The following is an 18,164-nucleotide window of genomic DNA, read 5'->3' as shown; positions in this document are numbered from 1 at the left end:
GCTCGGCGGCAATGGCGGCGGCATCGAGTTTCGACCAAAGACCCTCCGGACATCTGTTCATGGGAAAGCTGTTGTAGACATCAGCCGTACCCATCCCGTCAACAATGGTGAGGGCCAACACCTCGCAGTACCGCTCACCTCGCAGATCCAGCCCCGCCGTCGTGGCAGAGGTATCGGCGGTACTGGTGGTGCTGCCGGAGGTGGGTTCAGGGCTGGACCCACAGGCGCTCACGGCCATACTGAACGCCACCATTGCCGCCACCACGCGGGGCCACGGGCCGGATTCCCTGGCCGTGCAACGCTGATAGGGGGGAGTCATGGGAGCGCCCCGGGCCCCTGATCGGCATCCGCCAGGCTGGCCAGGAGCCGATCGATGGTTAGATCTACCACCAGCACCTGAGTGCCCTCGGGCACCGAGACGGCTTCCACCAGCGTGGACAGGGCGCCCAGATCTACGACCCGCAAGAAGCGAACGCCGGCGAAGGAACGGTCGTCGCCCACGATCACTCCCTCCACGGTGAAGTGGGCGATCTCGCTTACCCCGGGTATCGGGTCTAAGGCGGCGGCGTGACCTACCACTATGACCAGTGAACCTTCCGGGGTGCCCTCGTCGGTATGGGTGAGCGGAAGGCACGACATCACAATCGTGAACTCCATGCCGGCTTCCTTATGCACGTGCTGGGTCTTGAAGTCGTCGCGCTGTTGCATGGCAAAGAAGGCGGCCCGGGTCGGATAGCGCACGATCGCCACGCGGTCCCACGCCGGGTCGCCGAGAGGTTGGTCTCGAACGTCACCCACCAACACCACCGCCGCCCCCACTGCAGCGAGCGGGCCGAGGGGGGCGTAGGCGTCGTCGGCCTCGCGTCCGGACACGCCGTCCTGGCCGTCCGCGTAGCGGGCCACTGCGTGGTATTTCATCAGGTTCAGCGCCCAGAACGGCCCATCATCATGGGGATCTAACTGCATCCAGCGGCCGAGCATCTCCCAGTTGGGGGTGCCGTAGGCGGGTTGCGGTTGTTCGGTCATGACTGGGCCTTTCGAGGTTCAAGGACGGGAGTGAGCAGGGCGCCGATGGCCTCGACGAGCAGAGCACGGGTCTCTCTCGCCGAGAACTGTCGTTGGATCCGGTAATGGTCGAGGGTGTCGAACTGAGTGAGGGCATCAAGCGCCGCCCCGCGTGCTCGCCGGGCCGGGGCAGCAAATTTTCTCAACTCGGGGGCGAAGTGCTTTTCGGTCTGTTCCCGCAGGGCTCGACGGGTGAGATCCACCTGGTCGTGAATGATTTTGTCGGCTGCCCCCCGGGCACAAGAGGCCCGAAAGGATGCCACCACGGCTTCGTATAAGCGCAGCCGGGCCGTGGCGAATTGCGCCACCCTCATATCGAAGGCGCCTTCGCCGATGCCGTGGATCAAAAACAGCGGCATTACCCGATCAAGGTTGTGGCCGATCGCCGCCTGCAGGAGCGCGTCGCGGTCCTCGAAGTAGCGATACACCGATCGCACCGACAGACCCGATCGAGCCGCAACCTCGTCGGGGACTGGATCGAGCACCCCCTCGGCGAAGAGGGCGATGACCGCATCGAGGACCGCGATGCGGTTGCGGTCGCGACGGGCCATCCGACCGTCGACGAACACCGCCGGGGCCGTTAGATTCATACTTGGCGGGGTCATCCGAGGTTCGCCGGCAGGGCGCAGATGAACCCAGCCCGGGGATCAGAATGACCGGCGAGAAGTTCCTGATAGACGGCGATCACCGCCTCATCGCCGTGGGCGTCATGGAACTCGATCCACTCGTTGGTCCAGGTCACGTACTGGTCCCAGGCGGCCCCGAGCCGACGGTCCAGTTCGCCCGCCCCCCAATCCTGGCGGCGTTTGGAGATCTGCAGGGGAGCAAAAAAGAAGGCGGGCGATGGTTCGGGAACGTCGAGGCTGGCGGCGGCCTCGTGATCCCAATGGGTGCCCCCCACCGCCATGGAGTGGCCCAACACGCCCTCCAACCGCGTATGGACGGCGTGTAATACATCGCGGTTTCCGGTGATGTCCACGTAAACCGAGGGCCGGATCTCAACGTCGGAAAGTTCGTCATAGGTGTGCACTACGTCGTAGACGGCGAGGCTCTCGGTGAAGACCCGGTTGGCGGCCGAGGTCAATCCCACTACCCGAGCGCCTCGCTGATTCGCCAAGTGAGCCACCCCGATGGCCGTCTTGCTCGACGCGCTCGAGACCACGATTTGATCGGCCCCGAAGCCGTCGTTGTCGAGCAGGAAGTCGTCGATGAGAAACGCCGTGAAGAACAGTGGGTAGAGCAACATGTGGTGGCGTTCGCGATCAGCGCGGTAGAGCGGATCGGCCGCGCAGCGCACGTACCGGCTGTAGGCGCCAGCCATCTCGGCCCGATGGGGCGCCACGTCAGACACACCGGCGGTATCGGATCGACCGGCGGTGATCACCAGTTCCGCCCCCATCGGGTAGTAGCCGTACAGCCGCTCCCCGGTTTCGAGAAGCGGCGATCGGCTCTCCACCACCTCTCCGAATCCCCATACCGGCACGCGCCCCCATAATCCGGCCGCCTCGGCATCCACCGGGAAGAAATCCCAGTAACGCATCGCGTCGCCGAAGACGGCGTAGGTGATGTTGTTGGTGGAAAGGGCAAAGGCCTCCACCCGGATTCGGGTCTGGCCGTTCTCGAGGGTCGGCCCGTCGGAGGACACCACCCGAACGTGGGCCAAATCGTGTCGCGCTACTTCAATCGTGATGGGGAGCTCCTCGTGGCCACTAAGCGGACCGACGGTGCCGAGACCATCGGAATCTATTGGCAGGATAACTGCCACCTTCATTTCTTGGCAATCCAGCCACCCGAGGGTTCGCCGCTGATCTACCCGGGCAGGGTGTAACTATTTTCCAGTTCGTCCTGCAGCACCGTGGCAATGGTCGTGGTGGTATCGATGATCATCTCGTGCTCAAGAATGCGGGCCCGGAACGACCACCCTGGCGGGAGGGCCAGGCGATCACCGAGTGCGCTCAGGCTCGTCTCGGAGAGGCTGGGGTCGACACCCACGCAGTAGGCCTGCAACACGTAAGCCAAGCCATCGGGATTGACCAGTTCGTAAATCGGTGCGCCGGCGTCGAAGAAGAACACCGCGCCCCGGTTCACGTAGCGTTCGAGGTAGGGCTGCTGGGTGGGGTTTTCGCCAAGATCCACGGTGGCGATTCGCCGCATCATGATGCCGTTGAAGTCCCGCATGATCGGATCCACGGGGGCCACTTTCTGGCCGAGTCCGTCGAGCATCCAGTAGCGAGGTCCGTTGAGTTTCACGACGAGCGCCCCCATCTCCGCCGCGATAGCCGACGCGTCGAGTGTCTCCCACAGCTCCTGAGGGCAGTCGTTCAACATCTGGGTGCCGAACACTTCGGCTTCGAACCCGGTACCGCGTTGATACACGGCCAACACCTCGCCGTAACGAACACCGCGCATGTCGGAGATGAGTCGGGTCGGGAGTTCGCTGGTCATAGGGGGGTGACTTTCGCTGGGGGCGGGGCAACGGGAACCTCATCCCGTTGCCCCCGCTTGTGTCCCCGGAGGCGAGCGACCACGGCCGTGGCCCCGCCGTGCTTCGTCGCTTAGCTGGCTGCGGTCAGGGCTTGGTAATGCAACCGATCTCCTTGATCTCCTCAGGCACCTCCGGACTGGCCGCGGCACAGAGCGCTTCCGTGTCCTGAATCACCCATACGCCGCTGGCGGCTTTCAAGATCGCACCTCCGGTGTCGGCATCCACGTATTTGACCCCGGCCCAACGGCCGTTTTCCTCCACACAGCCGTATTTGACGACCTTGGCCTCGGGATCGGGGAGCTCCTTGACGAGCGCGGTGCCGGTGCAAGGCGCGAAATTCGCGGGGGGAACAGTGCTGGTTGTAGGAGCGGTGGTGGGCGTAGGAGCCGCCACGCACACTATTTTGTTGGCGGCGGCGTCCTCGCTCAACGCAGCGTCCGTTTTCGGCCCGAGCTCGCCGTCCGCCTCGAGCCCTCTGGCGGTCTGGTACGCCACGATGGCGGCATCGGTCAACGGACCAATGATGCCGTCATCGGCGCCAGTGAAACAACCCACCGTGGCCAACTGACCCTGGATCATCTTGTCGAAGATGATCGCCTCGTACCTATCATCACCATCCGCGGTGGTCGTGGTCGTGGTCGCTTCGGTGGTATCGGAGGACGAATCGTCATTGCTACAGGCCGAACCGGCAAGCAGAGCTAAGGCTATCGCGGCCGCACCCGCCGCCCGCAGTGGGGAAATGTTCATGTGGAAATCTCTCTTTCATCGCCGGATAGATTTCTACCGACCGCAACTTGCGACGGAAATTCGCACGGTACTAGCCGCGTCGCCGCCGTGCCCGGATTCCGGACGAACCCCTCCGGAAATGCACACAAATAGTTCGAAAGGTTCTCGCAATGTCTCCCACCAACCAAGCCTCTGCCACCGGCCCCCCTGGTAGTGGTGCAGCCGATCTGGGTTTCCTGGGACGGCTCGGACGGTTCATTTCGGTGCATCACCGCGTGACCCTGCTGGTGTGGATGGTTCTCCTGGTGTTCGCTGGCTACCAGAGCGTGCGCGATCAAGACGACCTTTCGAATAGTTTTTCTATCCCCAACACAGATTCCCAAGCCGCTCTGACCCTGCTTTCTAACAAGTTCCCGGCTCTGGATGCCGCGACGGCGACGGTGGTGTTCTCGGTTCCCAAGGGCGAAACGCTCACCACTCCCGCCCACCAGGCCGCCGTCACTAGAGCAGTGGCCGAGCTCGCAAAAACCCCCGGCGTGGCCTCGGTGGGAAATCCGTTCACGGACAATGCCCAAACTCGTTTGGCCGAGCTAGCGGCGGCGTTCCCCGAAGCCGAACGAGGCGCCGTGACGGCATTGGGCCCCAATCTTCCGCTGTCGGTGTCGCCTGATGGTCGGGTGGCCTACGCCACGGTTACCTTCGAAAAAACCTTGATGGAACTGACGACGGCCCAGCCAGTCGATATCAAACTGGCGGGCGATAGGTACCCCAACACCTACCGGGCCCTGAGCGATGCCGCGACAAACCTGCCCCCCGGCAACCTGTCGGTGGCCATTGGTGGAGAGGTTGCTGATACGTACAACCAACCGGTGTCGTGGTGGGCCAACCACGCCGACGAAGTGGGTTTGGCGCTGGGCGCGCTGCTGCTCCTGCTGGCGTTCGGCTCGGTGTTCGGCATGGCCATTCCACTGGCCACCGCGCTGCTCGGTGCGGTGACGGCCAGCGGATTCGTCTACCTCCTCGCGACAGTCATCACGGTGAACACGTTCGTTCCCCAGGTAACGCTGATGATCTGTATCGGCGTCGGTCTGGACTATTCGCTTCTGATTGTCACCCGGTACCGCCAGTTCATTGCCGAGGACTACGAGCCCCACGATGCGGCGGCCTTGGCCTTGGCTACGGCGGGGAAGGCCGCCTTGTTTGCCGGCCTCACCGTGTGCATTGCGCTGCTCGGCCTCGTGCTGGTGCCGATTCCAGTGGTCCAGAGCCTGGGGATTGGGGCGGCCATCGGGGTGGCCGTCATGATCCTCGCCGCCATCACGCTGTTGCCTGCGCTGCTCGGTTTCGCCGGCAACAAGATCGACCGATTCCGCCTGCCGTTCGGTTCAACCAACGCCGATCCCAACCCGGCCAAGAGTTTGTGGGGCCGGTTCGCGCAGGCCATGTCGCAGCGGCCATGGGCGAGCCTGATTGGTGGCACGGCGGTGCTGTTGCTGTTGGCGGCACCCTTCCTGCGCGTGAACTTCGGCATTCCCGACGACTCCTCGCTACCCACTGGCCTTTCCCAACGGGAAGCGTTTGTGTCGATCGATCAGGCGTTCGGCCCCGGAACCAATGGACCCCTGCTAGTGGTGGCCACCCTGCCCAAGGGCAAGCCCCAAGCATTCACCGACGCATGGAAGACCTTGGCGCCGGTGAGCAAAGCACTGGGTGCCCTGCAACCAGCCAACACGGTCCCGGGGGTGCGGTACTCGGTGGGACCGATACCCAACAACGCCAAGGCGACCACCGCGGTGGTGTACGAGATCACACCGGAAACCGGGCCCGATGATCCCACTACCCATGAACTCGTAACCAGCCTGCGGTCGAATCTTAAGAAAGCCACCGCCGGGACCGGTATCACCACGGCGCTCGGCGGCAACACCGCCACCAACATCGACCTGACCGCCGTGGTAGTGCGCTACTTGCCCATCGTGATCGCTGCCGTTGTCCTGGGTGCCTTCTTGTTGTTGGTGCTGATCTTCCGATCGCTGTTGGTTCCGTTGAAAGCCTCGCTTCTCAACTTGCTCTCCATCGCGGCGTCCTACGGCGTGGTGGTGGCCATATTCCAGTGGGGTTGGGGAAAGAGCCTCGTGGGCCTGTCCACGGTGGTTCCTATCGTGTCGTTCGTGCCGTTGATCATGTTTGTGATTCTGTTCGGCTTGTCGATGGACTACGAGGTGTTCCTCATGTCTCGGATCCGAGAGGAATGGGATAGCACCCACGATCCCCGCGCCTCGGTAGTGCTCGGGGTGGCCAAGACGGCTCGAGTCATCACCACCGCCGCGCTCATCATGATCGTGGTGTTTGCCTCGTTCGTCACCAACGCCAGTCCGACCATCAAACTCATCGGATTTGGTATGGCCGTAGCCGTGTTAATCGATGCAACAATCGTGCGGATGGTGTTGGTACCCGCCTCAATGGAACTGCTCGGGAAAGCCGCCTGGTGGTTTCCCAAGTGGCTCAACTGGTTACCGCACCTCAATATCGAAGGCCCAGCGACCGACCTGTCCGCAGATCCCCCGTTGGTGGCCGCCGCGACAACCCCTCGCGATAACGCCCGCTAACCGGTGCCGAGGGTGGCGAGGTGCTCCCGGCGCAAGGCCAAGGCACCCTCGAGCGATTCCACCCAGTCGGCCCGCACGACCCCGGCGGGATCAACCGGCCGACCAGCCGATTCACGCTGATGCTGCAACGCCATGTCGTACTCCGCCGCCACGGCGGTAGCGAAGTATTTGGGTTTCTTGGTATGACGGCCCTCACCTTCGGCATTGATCGTGCAGGCCGCTCGTTCGGCCACTAATCGGTTCCCCGCCAACCGTTCCTGCTCCCAGAGGACCTCCTCGATCCTCATCACAAACCAGTAGACCGGCTCCTTCGTGTTGGCCTCGGCTTCACCATCGGGCTGCGCTGCCAATGCGGCCACGTGATCAAACCGGCGCACCACGCTGGCGTGAGATGAGATCCCACTCGCTCCAGAGAGCGCCACACACCGAAACTCAGTGTGGTCATCAGGGATCACCACGGTACTGAACGGGTTCGACCACATCTTGGCGGCGTGCCCGTGTATGGCGTTGCCGGGGTGATACGGAATGAGGAGATAGGCCCGGCCGAAGCGATGCCCCACAAAGCACGCACGCCCAATCTGCCCATTTCGGGGCGAGGCTCCCGGCACCCCATCGGCCGAGGCGGTGATCTGCACCGCCTCGAACTGATGCGACAAGAAGCCCTCGAGCGACGGCGCCCCGAGCGCTGCATTCCCGGTGGCCACCACCCCCTCATCTCCACTGGGCGAGTCGAGCGCCTCTTTTACGAAGAGATTCTGCGAGCACTGGGTGAACACCTCTTCGGTGCCACCCACCAAAAACACGAGGAACTCGTGGTGGTCGCTCGCCGCCCTGCGATGGGCCGCAATCTCCTCGGCGGGCAAGGAATATTGCTCCTCTAACGCATCCGCGTCGAGCGCCTCCACGGCAAACAACGTGAGGTGCAGGCCCATCGCGTCTGGGTCATGGGGGTGCAACGCAAGGAGCGAGAGGTGGCGCGAACGCAACGCGGCGCCGACCATGCCGATGACGCTGCCCGCGCGGTGGCGTACTCGCGTGCGCGGCACGCCCTCGTCGCCCGCCACCCGCACACCGCTTTCGAGATCGGCGTAGTGACTGGGCAACGGTCCTCGCCCCGCTAGCCACTGGGCTACTTCTTCAGCGGCGGTCGCCGAATCCCAACTCGGCAGAAAGACGGCCAGCGCAACCGCCTCGCCGCTGAGAACCACGATGGGCGCGGCACCCGTATCGCAATGGCCCGAGAGCATCGCCGCCACCGTGGGCCGCCGGCGGCCAAACAGCACACCCGTGGGCGACCCGCTGGTGGCGGCCAAGACCCCGGTGGCGGTCATGGCGAACGCCCCCATGGTTGGGGTGGCGTATTGACGGTATTGGCCCTTGTAGAAAAAGTCGGCTTGCCCCACGAGGACCGGTTTCTTCACCCGCTTCTTGGGTGCCGCCTCTGATCGGGGCGCACCCGCGCCGGGCTTGGCGTCGACCCCTCGGCCCCGGTCGATGGTTGAGCTCACCAAGTACTGCAGCACGTGTTCCGACGCCGGCCCTGGCTGTTCGGGTCGACGCAGGAACCGCTCCGCGACCGGCAATCTCAGCGACGGCGGCACCCAGGCCAGCAATCTCAGCGCCCACACGGTGCGGGGCCTCAGACGGTAGGACCAGTGGGAATCCATACGAATGATTACCTTGGCGGCAACGGCCAATCAAGGGTTGCCGTGGCGACCAGCAGGGCCAGGCCGACCAGCAGGGCCAGGCCGCGCCACGGTGGCCTACTAGGCGGGCTTCTGGCCCACGCAATGCCAGTTGAGAGTGAGAAGTTCCTCTTCCTCGGCCTGGATATAGGACTGGCTGTTGGCGTTCATGCGCTGCATCAGCATGTCGGTCTTCTTCGGGATCAGATGCCACTTGGCCAGGAACTTGAACGCCGCTTCGTACTTGTCGAACAAGGCGACCTCCTTCTTGATCAGTTCCACCGCCGGCCGCCCCACCGACGACACCAACTCGAAGCCCGCCGCCCGGTAGGCGTCCTCCCAGTACCGGTAGTACCAGAACCCTCCGAACACCGTCAGTTCCCTGGTGTGCTGGATCAACGTGCGCTGGTGTTCGTCATCGCGATCGTAGGCATCGAGCGCCGCGACGTCGTTGATCACAAACCGGCCGCCCGGCCTCAGCACCCGGAACACTTCGGAAAAGGTGAAGTCGTGATCGCTCACGTAGGTCATCGGTTGGATCGCGTACACCGCGTCGAACGAGGCGTCGTCGAACTCGAGGGCTTTGTTGAAATCGCCCATGGCGAAGTTGCTGCTCGGCAGGTTCGGGTTCCGCCAAGCCTTCTCGATCTGCGACAAATCCAGGTTCACTCCGTAGGGGGTCGCCCCGGTCAACTCCGCCATGTGCTCGGCTATGGCGCCGCAGCCGCAACCCAGGTCGAGCACTTTGTGACCGGGGCGCAACTGCAGGTCCTCCGCCACCATCCGCTCGAAGAGAATCTGGTTCTGCAACACCGACTGCTCCGGGTCGATCGTCGGCGGCATGTACATCTTCTCCACCGAGCCCAGCGTGCACAACAAGTGGATCACCTTGTAGAGCTCGGCCAACTCGTTGCTGCTCCCCTGGGGATACCCTCGCAGCGCCACGCCCTGGTCGTAATCCGCCTTGGTGTTCTCCGGTGAGTCCACGAAAAGCTCGCCGTAGGACCGCATGTAGGCGGTGTAGTCCTCGTCGCTTATCCTCAGCAGCCCCCACAGTGCGCCGAGTCGATCCAACACCGTCGTCGCTTTGTGTCGCACGCTTCCTCCTGGTGATGTGGCCCCTTCCTCCGCTGGAACCCAGAACAAACTAGACCAAACCCGGTGAACTGCGCTCCCCGCTGGGGTCGCGGTTTAGCCAAAGCGGGCCCCGCGATGCGCACCAAGGCCGCACGCGAAAAGGGGGCCCAGCTGGACCGCAGCCTTGTCCTCGTACTGCTCCTCGATTTGATCCCGGACACCCTGGACCCTCGGCAGTAAGTACTCGGTGCCCAGGGCCCGGCTCACGCCTTGACGCCCACGCTGGTGCCGGGAGCTGATCGGGCCGACACCCCTCGTGCGACCAGAAGGGCTCGGAAGCGCGGGTCGGGCTACGGCTCGCCGAGCAGACCGCATCCGGGCTCGCCGCACTCACGGAGACTTCGTGCCTCGAAGGTGACCGGCGGGGAGAGGAGGTCGAAGCGGTGATCGTGCGACGCCACGGGCGGTGCCGTGGCCATCACGCGGCACGATGAGCGCAAGCAGCGGTAGAAGAACCGCTCCTCGTCGCGGTGCGCTACGGCGATCGGCTCGAGGTAGTCGAAGCGGTGGTGGTGCGGTCCGTGATCGCACTCGACGTAGCCGATCATTCCTTGGTCGATGGCGCCGGCGAAGAACTCGAACTCGGCACAGGCGATGCCGACGCCGCCGAGGAGGGCGCCGGTGAGCAGCCCGGCAGCCTCCGGCTGGGTCAGCTGACTGCTCTGCATGAGTGCCTACCAGAATGCGGGGTCCTCCCGCGTCAGTCGGGTCCCGCCCATCAGGCCAATCTCGACCAGATTGTCGGTGATCTCGTGCGTGTCGTAGGTCGCGGATCGGGCTAGGAGCGCGGGCACACACTCCGGCGTGTCACCGTCCTCCTCGCCGCGGTACCGGAGCCCGCCGCCGAGAAGAGCCGCGGCGACGGCCCCGCCGAGCCCGACGGCACGTCCGAACGCGTCGAGGACTTCCGGCCGGCTGTCGCTGATCGGCGGGAGCATCGCCTGGTCATCGACGATGACGTTGAGGGCTGCGATGGTGGCTGGGTGCGCCGCGGCGCTGCTGGCGAGTTGGGGCCCGGACCCATCGCCGGGCAGGTGAGCCGCGACATCCTTGAGCGCAGATCGGACCGCCGGAGCGGCCGAGATGTACGGCAACCGAAGGCCACCCAGGGGGAGACCGCGAGGGAATGGTGGTGATGACACGGCAACGCTTACTACGAGGGACGTGTGACAAACCCGGTAGCGCCCGACCAACCGCGGGTGCCATGCGGGGGGAGCCCGCCATCATCGAAGTCCGGTAGAAACCACTCGTCCCGAGGGACCTGCAGCAGCAAAAGACCGCGGGGCAGCCTTCCCAGAGGCATCAACCCCGGACGGAGTGCATCCCGGAGCGGAGGCTGCGACGCCTCGGTCCGATTGCGCCTCCATAGGGAGACCAGTGCCGCTGGAGAGCAGACGGTGGCGGGGCGACGGTGACCCGAGGCGAATGACGACGTCCTCGTCGCACACCGCTCGACCACGGACCCGTCGCCTCAACCAGCGGACGCGACCCGGTCGGCGTAACTCACGAGCCGGCTGAGCAGAGTCTCGGACTCCCGTGCGAAGGCCTGATCACCAACCACGATGGTTCGCGCGCGGGCCCGGGTGAGCGCCACATTGAGCAGGTTGGGGTTACCGGCGAAGCGCGCGACGCCCGGCGGTACCCCTTTCGTGACCGTCGGGGAGAAGATCATCACGTCGCGCTCGTCTCCCTGGAAGCCGTGAGCGGTGTCGATGGTGACCTGCTCTTCGAACCGATCGTCCTTGAGCTCACGGAGGAGATCTCGCTGAGGGGCAAAGGGGGTGACGATGCCGACGGTCTTGTCGGTGCCCGACAGTTCGTCGAGTAGGACGCCGAGGAGCTCCAACACCGCCTCGGCCTCCGGGAAGTTCTTCGCCGACCTACCACCGGGCCCCGGTTCGAAGCGACCTTCTACGTCATGCCATTGGAACGCTGGGCCGGGGAGGAATCGATCGGGATTGGTCTCGACCCTGAGCCGATCGCCATAGAACACCTCGTTCGAGAAGCCGATCACGTCGGGGTGTGACCGGAAGTGACGGTTGAGGAAAACCGGCTCACCGTTGAGCCGCGAGGCCGCAAGCCCGTAGAGCGACGTGTCCCGGTAGGAGTAGCGGCCATGCTCGTGCTCGTCGAGCCCGTGCTTCTTGGCCAGATGAGCATCGGCGCTAGCCCCGAGGTTCGCGATGTGGGTGAGCTGGTTGGGGTCACCCACAATCATCGCTCGCTTCGCTCGGAACAACAGCGGCAGCGCCGAAGCGATGTCGCTCTGCGACGCTTCGTCGATGATGACCAGATCGAAGAGCCCGGGCGTGAGGGGGAACCATCCCCCCGCCGCCAGACTCGTCACCGACCAGACAGGAAACACCGCCAGCGTGGCGGGAAGTTGGCTCTTCAGCGGGCCGATGCCAGAGCCGCTCTCCGCGCGGGAAGCCAAGCCGGCCTGGTATTGCCGGGCGTGGGCCCTGGCCGGCGCCATCGGCCGCAAGAGCTCACGCCATGTCGCACCGAAGACATCGGCGGCGGCCGGTTGCCGAGTTGCGAACGAGTCGCTGATGGCCTGATCCGCCAGCGCGGTGTCGGGAAGGAGTGCGAGTCTCGTTTCCGCTTGTTGGAGCTGGCCGAGTCGCGTGAGCAACTCGACGATCGCCGCCCCAAGATCAATGACCGCCTCGGGGCGCTCGGTGACGGCTCGGTGAAACGCCACTTTCGCCCCGGTATCGGCCAGCGTCGCCACTGTGGCGACCGCCTCATCGAGTTCACGCTCGGCGGTACGCTTCCGTTTCTTCTGCCAGAACCAGCGCTGCGGAAGCGCCCCGTACTCACGCAGTCGGCGTCGAGCCAAACCAACACTGGCAGCAAGAGAGTCGGCGTCCACGAGCAGCGGATCCACGCTTAGATCGGTCGGGAGACCTCGCCGGCAGTGCTCAACCGCGACCCTCTGGGACTCGACCTCGATCTGAACCTGCGCCCGCTCTGCGATCTGCCGGTACGGCTCTTCCACCAAGCGAAGCACGCGCTCCCACTGCTGCCGAGCGGTGGCCAGACCGGAGGAGTCGGCTTGTTGCTTCGACATCGCCGCGCCCATCGCTTGCGCCGCCTCAGCCCGGAACGACCGCTTGCCGGCACGAATCGGAACAGCGCCAGGATGCATTCCCGCAACTCGATCGTGAACGACGTCGATCGCATGGTTGTTCTTGGACGCCAGCAAGACCGACTCCCCCGCCGCTAACGCCGCCGCAACGGTGTTCGCGAGCACCTGTGACTTGCCGGTGCCAGGAGGCCCCGTCACAACCGTCAGCCGGGATCTCTGGGCTGAGCAGATCGCCCGTTCCTGCTCGAGGGTCGTCGGCAGCACAGCCGGCGTGGGGTGAATCTGGCCATCGGGATCGGCGGGCTGGCCGAGCAGTATCCCCAAGGGACCGGCCAACACCTCGGCAGGAGCCTTTTTACGAAGCGCGTCGAGGTCCTCCACGAGCACGCGCGTAAACGCCGACTGGTCGGCATCGCCGGCCCAGGCAATGGCGGAATTGCTCATGGTCGCGGCACCATCGAACTTTGCGAGTGCTGACGCGTCGTGCTCGCCTTCGAGAATCTTCGCTTTGCGAAGAAACTGGATGGCCTGACTCAGCGGACCAGCCGATCCAGGACGAATCGCCGAGGCGTAGTCACGCAACAGCTGCTCGCGCTCGTCGGCGGACATTCCGAGGAGACCCAGCGCAGCATCGTCGAGCTCCACCGCACGCGATGTCGGCGCCAGGCAGAAGTCGTCGGCCCCCGCCCGGGTGAGCGCTACCTCGGTGAACAGGAGGGCAGCGGCCACATCGGTGTACTTGCCGTTCTCCTTGCGGCGGCTTCGTACAACGGGCCATCCGGCAAACAGCACCTCGTTGCTTCCGGCGCTCTGGCGCGCCCCAGCCCAGTGGCGCGCCTGGTTCGCCTTCGACAACATGACCACGCCGTCCTCCAACGGGGCCGAGCCCGACTCAAGGAGCAGGACCCCCTTGGACCCGAGGATTCGGTACTGGCTAGCGGCGTGTTCAGCCTCGACGCAGGCGCGAAAGTAGTCGAGGATGCGATTGTCGGCAGCTTCGCTGGTCATCGCGTCGTGGCCTCCTGAAGCGTCTTGAGCACGTCGGTCATCGGCATGCGTGCAGCTCGCCCCAACGTGTCACGAACCTCTCTGATGTCGGCCCTGAAGGTGCCCGATACTCATCCGTGCCGTGGGCCGGGGCGTTTCAACCTGGGGCCGTGGCCCGCCGCGCTCGACCGTCATCGTCCTATTCGCTCCCCTCGCACCGCAGGTTCTCACCCGGTTCCGATGGTACTTCGCCAGCGACGATCAGCGTGGCGCCGAGATCCTCGCCGTCGTCACCGCGAAGTAGATCCAACGCCACCTCGCCGAAGCCGCCGCTGAATCCGGCGCACGACTCCACACCAGCCGCTGCCTCGGACTCTGCTCCCACTCCAACGTCGTCCGCATCCGCACCACCGACACCCACGGCGAGACCCACACGCACTGGTACGGCAACCTCCACGACGACGACGACCACATCCACCAACTCGCCCGCTGGATCCGCGACGGCGCTCCTCCCTCAACCTGCTGGAGTCGCACAACTGCAAATCGGCGCCAGCACGCCATCGACCGAGCTGACTTCCGGCAGCAGAACCGCCGATTAGTAGCCGTGGCGTACCGGAGCGCGGAACCGAACGTGGCGTCTGGGGGGGGCATCGCCGCCCGGAGACCTTCCGGCCATTGGCAGTCGGCTCGGTCAGCGACTACGCCGTCGACCTACCCGACGTCGCGACGTATCGTCCGAACGAAACCGGCGGCGAGCGGGACCGCCCCCCAGAAGACGATCGAGAACAAGATCTGCGGCACGTGACCAGCCCAGTCGTTCTCTAGCACCGAATTCCAGGTTGTGGACGTGTCGATCCAATCCGACACCAGCGTCGATTCCTTGCCGAGTACCGCAAAGCCGGCGGGGAGAGCGAAGGAGGCGGCGATGGCAATCGCCGAGTTCTGCAGCAGCGCCCCGAGCGCGACGCCGGCGAGGACATTGATGAGCAGGAAGAGCAGATAGCCGGTAATGGCGCCGAGGGTCAGGTTTGCCTCCAGGGTGCGGCCCGAGGCCGCCGCCAGCCCGATGCCGGCGGCGGTGACCACACCGCCGAAGACTGCAGCGCCAACACCCAGCACCATCGACACCGCCAGCTTGGCGTTCAGAACTCGGATGCGTCGCGGTTCCTGGGTGAACGTGGTCATGATGCTGCGTTGGCTCCATTCGCCGGTGAACATCAGGATCGCCACCACAGGCAGGAGGATCGACAGCCCAATGCCGGCAACGCGGAGGTAGCTCGCGTAGGTCTGATCGAAGGACGATGGGGCGAGGACCGGCACCAGCATGATCCCGGCGGTTGACAGGGCTACGAGAGCGAGGAGCCAGTGACCAGCGCGGGTATCGGTGGCCTTGGCCCACTCGACCCGGCCAAGCCGTGAAAACGGGATAGGTCCCAGGGCCGACGGTGCCGCGTCCATGCCAAGGGTTCGGGGCGAGAGTGACGTGGTCATGCTGCAGCCTCCTGGCGCGTAGCCGCCTTGGCGGCGGTGAGAGAGAAGAACAGTTGTTCCAGCCCGTTTGTCTCGGACTGACGCAACTCGGTGAGCAGAACCTGGTGGTCGCGGGCGACGCCCGCCACCACCTCGGTCGTGACCCGACCTCCGGAGACGTCCACGGTGAGCGCATCTCCCGGCCCGGCGACGTAGTCGATCCGCGCAGCGTGAAGCGCCGTGGCAAGTGCACCGGGGTCGGGGCTGCGCACGATGATCGTGGAGCTGGCAAGCAGATCGTCCAGCCGACCGGCGGCTACTATGGCACCCTCTGAGATGACGACAAGATGATCGGCGGTGGCCTGCACCTCGTGGAGCAGGTGACTCGACAACAACACCGTGCCGCCATGGTCGGCGAAGTCGCGGAGGAGCGTTCGCATCCAGACGATGCCCTCGGGATCGAGCCCGTTCGCCGGTTCATCGAGGATCAGCGCCCCCGGTTCACCGACGAGGGCCTGGGCGACACCGAGGCGTTGGCGCATGCCAAGGGAGTAGGTCCCGACCGGCTGCTCGGGCCACATCGAACATGACGTCCCAAACGTGAGGTCGATGACCATATACATGCAAGTCACACCCTCACGAGCTCGACGCCGTGCCACCCCGTGCCACCCAGGACGCGTCGATCGCCCATCCATAGTGGGGGGTCGTCCCTAGATTCTACGGCTCTGCTGTGCCACTCGGCTGGCTGGCGCTTGGCACGGCAGCCTCGCCGCGCCTGCGGTCCCGGCACGAGCCCCAGGTACAGCTATGGGCTCGTTCACCATATTCATTGCCTGGCACGCGATGACGCCGCCACCTACCTTGTAAAGGCCGAGCAGCCGGCAAACGCAACAGCAGAGCGACGATCTCAGAGTTGATCGCAAGGACGCCGTGGCCGACCTCTGGATCGACCCTTGCCATTCCACGTCTCCAGCCTGGATTGACGTTGCCCGCCGGAAGGCTTGGGCAAGCCCCGGGCTCATAGAGATCGAGCGCGAGCCGTCCGTCACTACATCGCGTCGGGTGAGCGAATTCCAAGAAGGTCTAGACCCTCCTCCAAGACTCGTCCGGTGAGGCCACAGAGCGCTAGACGCGACTCCGCGATTTCCGAAACTGCATTCAGCACCGGCACGTTCTCGTAATAGCGACTGAACGTCTGCGCAAGCTCGAACAGGTAGGTGCACAGCTTGTGTGGCTGACTCGTGGCAGCGACCGAGAGCACGGCCTCGCCGAAGTCGAGGAGCTGCAGCGCCAGGTCCCGCTCACCTGGGCCAATAGCAATCCGATCGGCTGGACGAACCCCACGCTCGGCGGCTCGCCGGAAGATAGACCGAATTCGAGCATTGGCATATTGGAGATACGGGCCCGTATTGCCATCGGAGGACAGCATTCTGTCCCAATCAAAGGTGTAGTCCTTGATCCGATCGCTCGATAAGTCCGCGTACTTGATGGCACCCACCCCCACCATCGTCGACAAGTCACGCCGGGCGTCCGGCAAAAGATTGGCCGTTCGACTGCCGATCTCCACACTCGCCCGAGCCCTCGCCTCGTCGATGAGGTCGATAAGACGGACGGAACCGCCGTCTCGGGTCTTGAACATGCGACCGTCGTCGCCCAGCACAGAGCCGAAGGCGACATGCTCGGGTTTCGTGTTCTCGAGCCATCCGGCCGCTTTCGCAACTGCGAAGACCATCTCCAGATGAACCGATTGCGGCTGGCCTACGACGTACAGGACCTGCGTTGCATGCAAGCGCCGTGCCCGCCCGCGAAGGGCCGCAAGGTCTGTCGCCTGATATCCGAACCCACCGTCTGACTTCTGAACGATTAGGGCCATGGGAGTCCCGTCCCGAGACACGAATCCGGCAGGAAAGGCACACCAGGCACCGTCGCTGAGCGACGCCAAGCCCTTTTCTCTCAATTCACTCAGCGTGCTCTCGAGCTCGTCGTTATAGGAACTCTCAGGGACAATGTCGTCGTCGGTGAGTTTGACGTCGAGCGCTGTGTAGACCGTTGTGAAGTACTCGCGCGAGGCGTCGTAGAGCAGCTGCCATAGCCGTCGCGTCACGGCGTCGCCCTGCTGAAGCGAGACCACTCGAAGCCTCGCACGCTCGGCAAACGCCGAGTCGCTGTCGAACTTCCGCCTGGCCTCCTGGTAAAAGGAAGTGAGGTCACCGACCGTTAGCTTGGCTACGGCAGTCTCCTCTCCGATCTCGACAAGGTGCTCGATCAACATCCCGAACGGGGTGCCCCAATCGCCAATGTGATTCTGCCTAATCACGACATGCCCGAGGGCTTCGTGGACGCGAACGAGCGCATCCCCGAGAATGGTCGAGCGGAGGTGCCCCACGTGCATCTCTTTGGCAACGTTGGGTGCCGAGTAGTCAATCAGTACCTTGTCGCGGCCGGGGGGCGACTGACGCACGCCCAACCGGCGGTCACCTGCAAGACCCTCGATCGCTACCTCAATGACTGAGGGGAGCATTGTGAAATTGATGAAGCCGGGGCCAGCGACATCCGCCGCTTCAACGAGGTCGGCGAGGTTGCACGCGTCGAGAACGCGCTGGGCAACTGCTCGTGGGGGTATCGCGAGTTGCTTCCCAATGCCCATGAATGCATTCGCCTGGTAGTCCCCGAACCGTCGATCCTGTGAACGCCTCACCTGAGGATCGCTCTCCTGCACGGACTCCGGTAGCACCGCGTGCATGGCCACGAGCAGCCGCTGTGTCAGTAGGTCGATCGGGAGTGCCATCGGGCACGATCATGGTCAACATCCGGGAGGATCACAAAGGGCTTGGCGGCGAACTGCCTCGTTGCGCGCTGTATCCGGTGCCTAGCCCCATGGAACGGTGGGCTGAGGCCGGCGCCGAGTCTCA

16 protein-coding genes are annotated in these 18,164 nt (G+C 64.5%); 1 reads left to right on the top strand and 15 read right to left on the bottom strand.

Features of this window, described 5'->3' with window-relative positions:
* From EXQ71_06080 to EXQ71_06055, 6 genes are all read right to left on the bottom strand, one after another.
* Window positions 1-253 (bottom strand): hypothetical protein (locus EXQ71_06080; protein ID MSO87072.1); only part of this gene is annotated, 253 nt, incomplete at its 3' end.
* Between the two features lie 62 nt (window positions 254-315).
* Window positions 316-1,026: a hypothetical protein gene (locus tag EXQ71_06075; protein MSO87071.1), complete on the bottom strand. Its 711-nt coding sequence runs from the start codon at window positions 1,024-1,026 to the stop codon at window positions 316-318.
* A complete protein-coding gene (locus tag EXQ71_06070) occupies window positions 1,023-1,670 on the bottom strand; it encodes a TetR/AcrR family transcriptional regulator (GenBank protein ID MSO87070.1) in 648 nt (215 codons plus the stop codon). The genes EXQ71_06075 and EXQ71_06070 overlap by 4 nt, the downstream gene beginning before the upstream one ends.
* Entirely contained in the window at window positions 1,667-2,836 is a 1,170-nt protein-coding gene (locus EXQ71_06065; GenBank protein ID MSO87069.1) for a DUF2855 family protein, read from the bottom strand. Before EXQ71_06065 ends, EXQ71_06070 begins: the two co-directional genes overlap by 4 nt.
* Before the next feature lie 38 nt (window positions 2,837-2,874).
* A complete protein-coding gene (locus tag EXQ71_06060; protein MSO87068.1) occupies window positions 2,875-3,474 on the bottom strand; it encodes a hypothetical protein in 600 nt (199 codons plus the stop codon).
* A 160-nt stretch (window positions 3,475-3,634) separates the two neighbouring features.
* Window positions 3,635-4,297: a peptidoglycan-binding protein gene (locus tag EXQ71_06055; protein MSO87067.1), complete on the bottom strand. Its 663-nt coding sequence runs from the start codon at window positions 4,295-4,297 to the stop codon at window positions 3,635-3,637.
* Window positions 4,298-4,446: 149 nt separating this feature from the next.
* Between EXQ71_06055 and EXQ71_06050 the strand changes: the two genes are divergently transcribed.
* Window positions 4,447-6,882, top strand: a complete 2,436-nt coding sequence (locus EXQ71_06050; GenBank protein MSO87066.1) for an MMPL family transporter — start codon at window positions 4,447-4,449, stop codon at window positions 6,880-6,882.
* Here EXQ71_06050 and EXQ71_06045 read toward each other — a convergent pair.
* The 9 genes from EXQ71_06045 to EXQ71_06005 form a co-directional block, all read right to left on the bottom strand.
* Complete coding sequence (locus tag EXQ71_06045) at window positions 6,879-8,549, bottom strand: hypothetical protein (GenBank protein ID MSO87065.1); 1,671 nt, start codon at window positions 8,547-8,549, stop codon at window positions 6,879-6,881. The two genes, EXQ71_06050 and EXQ71_06045, sit on opposite strands and share 4 nt — an antisense overlap.
* Before the next feature lie 99 nt (window positions 8,550-8,648).
* Window positions 8,649-9,665, bottom strand: a complete 1,017-nt coding sequence (locus EXQ71_06040) for a methyltransferase domain-containing protein (GenBank protein ID MSO87064.1) — start codon at window positions 9,663-9,665, stop codon at window positions 8,649-8,651.
* Between the two features lie 329 nt (window positions 9,666-9,994).
* Window positions 9,995-10,372, bottom strand: coding sequence for a hypothetical protein (locus tag EXQ71_06035; GenBank protein MSO87063.1), 378 nt, complete (start codon window positions 10,370-10,372; stop codon window positions 9,995-9,997).
* Window positions 10,373-10,378: 6 nt separating this feature from the next.
* The gene (locus EXQ71_06030) at window positions 10,379-10,846 is read right to left on the bottom strand and encodes a hypothetical protein (protein ID MSO87062.1); all 468 of its coding nucleotides are present in this window, start codon (window positions 10,844-10,846) and stop codon (window positions 10,379-10,381) included.
* A 329-nt stretch (window positions 10,847-11,175) separates the two neighbouring features.
* Complete coding sequence (locus tag EXQ71_06025; protein MSO87061.1) at window positions 11,176-13,803, bottom strand: hypothetical protein; 2,628 nt, start codon at window positions 13,801-13,803, stop codon at window positions 11,176-11,178.
* 178 nt (window positions 13,804-13,981) lie between these two features.
* The gene (locus EXQ71_06020; GenBank protein MSO87060.1) at window positions 13,982-14,260 is read right to left on the bottom strand and encodes a hypothetical protein; all 279 of its coding nucleotides are present in this window, start codon (window positions 14,258-14,260) and stop codon (window positions 13,982-13,984) included.
* 233 nt (window positions 14,261-14,493) lie between these two features.
* Window positions 14,494-15,108 (bottom strand): hypothetical protein, encoded by a 615-nt coding sequence (locus EXQ71_06015; protein ID MSO87059.1) that lies wholly within the window; start codon window positions 15,106-15,108, stop codon window positions 14,494-14,496.
* A 161-nt stretch (window positions 15,109-15,269) separates the two neighbouring features.
* Window positions 15,270-15,947: an ATP-binding cassette domain-containing protein gene (locus EXQ71_06010; protein MSO87058.1), complete on the bottom strand. Its 678-nt coding sequence runs from the start codon at window positions 15,945-15,947 to the stop codon at window positions 15,270-15,272.
* A gap of 353 nt (window positions 15,948-16,300) precedes the next feature.
* Window positions 16,301-18,040, bottom strand: coding sequence for an arginine--tRNA ligase (locus tag EXQ71_06005; GenBank protein ID MSO87057.1), 1,740 nt, complete (start codon window positions 18,038-18,040; stop codon window positions 16,301-16,303).
* Window positions 18,041-18,164 lie beyond the last annotated feature (124 nt).

The sequence above is a fragment of the Acidimicrobiia bacterium genome, from assembly GCA_009694375.1.
GTDB lineage: Bacteria > Actinomycetota > Acidimicrobiia > Acidimicrobiales > VFJN01 > VFJN01.
This window is presented reverse-complemented; position numbering and strand designations above follow the sequence as displayed.

Bases quoted from the DNA above. Each gene is read 5' to 3' on its own strand.
- EXQ71_06075 (MSO87071.1), bottom strand. From the start codon at position 1,026: ATGACCGAACAACCGCAACCCGCCTACGGCACCCCCAACTGGGAGATG.
- EXQ71_06070 (MSO87070.1), bottom strand. From the start codon at position 1,670: ATGACCCCGCCAAGTATGAATCTAACGGCCCCGGCGGTGTTCGTCGAC.
- EXQ71_06065 (MSO87069.1), bottom strand. From the start codon at position 2,836: ATGAAGGTGGCAGTTATCCTGCCAATAGATTCCGATGGTCTCGGCACC.
- EXQ71_06060 (MSO87068.1), bottom strand. From the start codon at position 3,474: ATGCGCGGTGTTCGTTACGGCGAGGTGTTGGCCGTGTATCAACGCGGT.
- EXQ71_06055 (MSO87067.1), bottom strand. From the start codon at position 4,297: ATGAACATTTCCCCACTGCGGGCGGCGGGTGCGGCCGCGATAGCCTTA.
- EXQ71_06050 (MSO87066.1), top strand. From the start codon at position 4,447: ATGTCTCCCACCAACCAAGCCTCTGCCACCGGCCCCCCTGGTAGTGGT.
- EXQ71_06045 (MSO87065.1), bottom strand. From the start codon at position 8,549: ATGGATTCCCACTGGTCCTACCGTCTGAGGCCCCGCACCGTGTGGGCG.
- EXQ71_06035 (MSO87063.1), bottom strand. From the start codon at position 10,372: ATGCAGAGCAGTCAGCTGACCCAGCCGGAGGCTGCCGGGCTGCTCACC.
- EXQ71_06025 (MSO87061.1), bottom strand. From the start codon at position 13,803: ATGACCAGCGAAGCTGCCGACAATCGCATCCTCGACTACTTTCGCGCC.
- EXQ71_06015 (MSO87059.1), bottom strand. From the start codon at position 15,108: ATGCTGGTGCCGGTCCTCGCCCCATCGTCCTTCGATCAGACCTACGCG.
- EXQ71_06010 (MSO87058.1), bottom strand. From the start codon at position 15,947: ATGGATGGGCGATCGACGCGTCCTGGGTGGCACGGGGTGGCACGGCGT.
- EXQ71_06005 (MSO87057.1), bottom strand. From the start codon at position 18,040: ATGGCACTCCCGATCGACCTACTGACACAGCGGCTGCTCGTGGCCATG.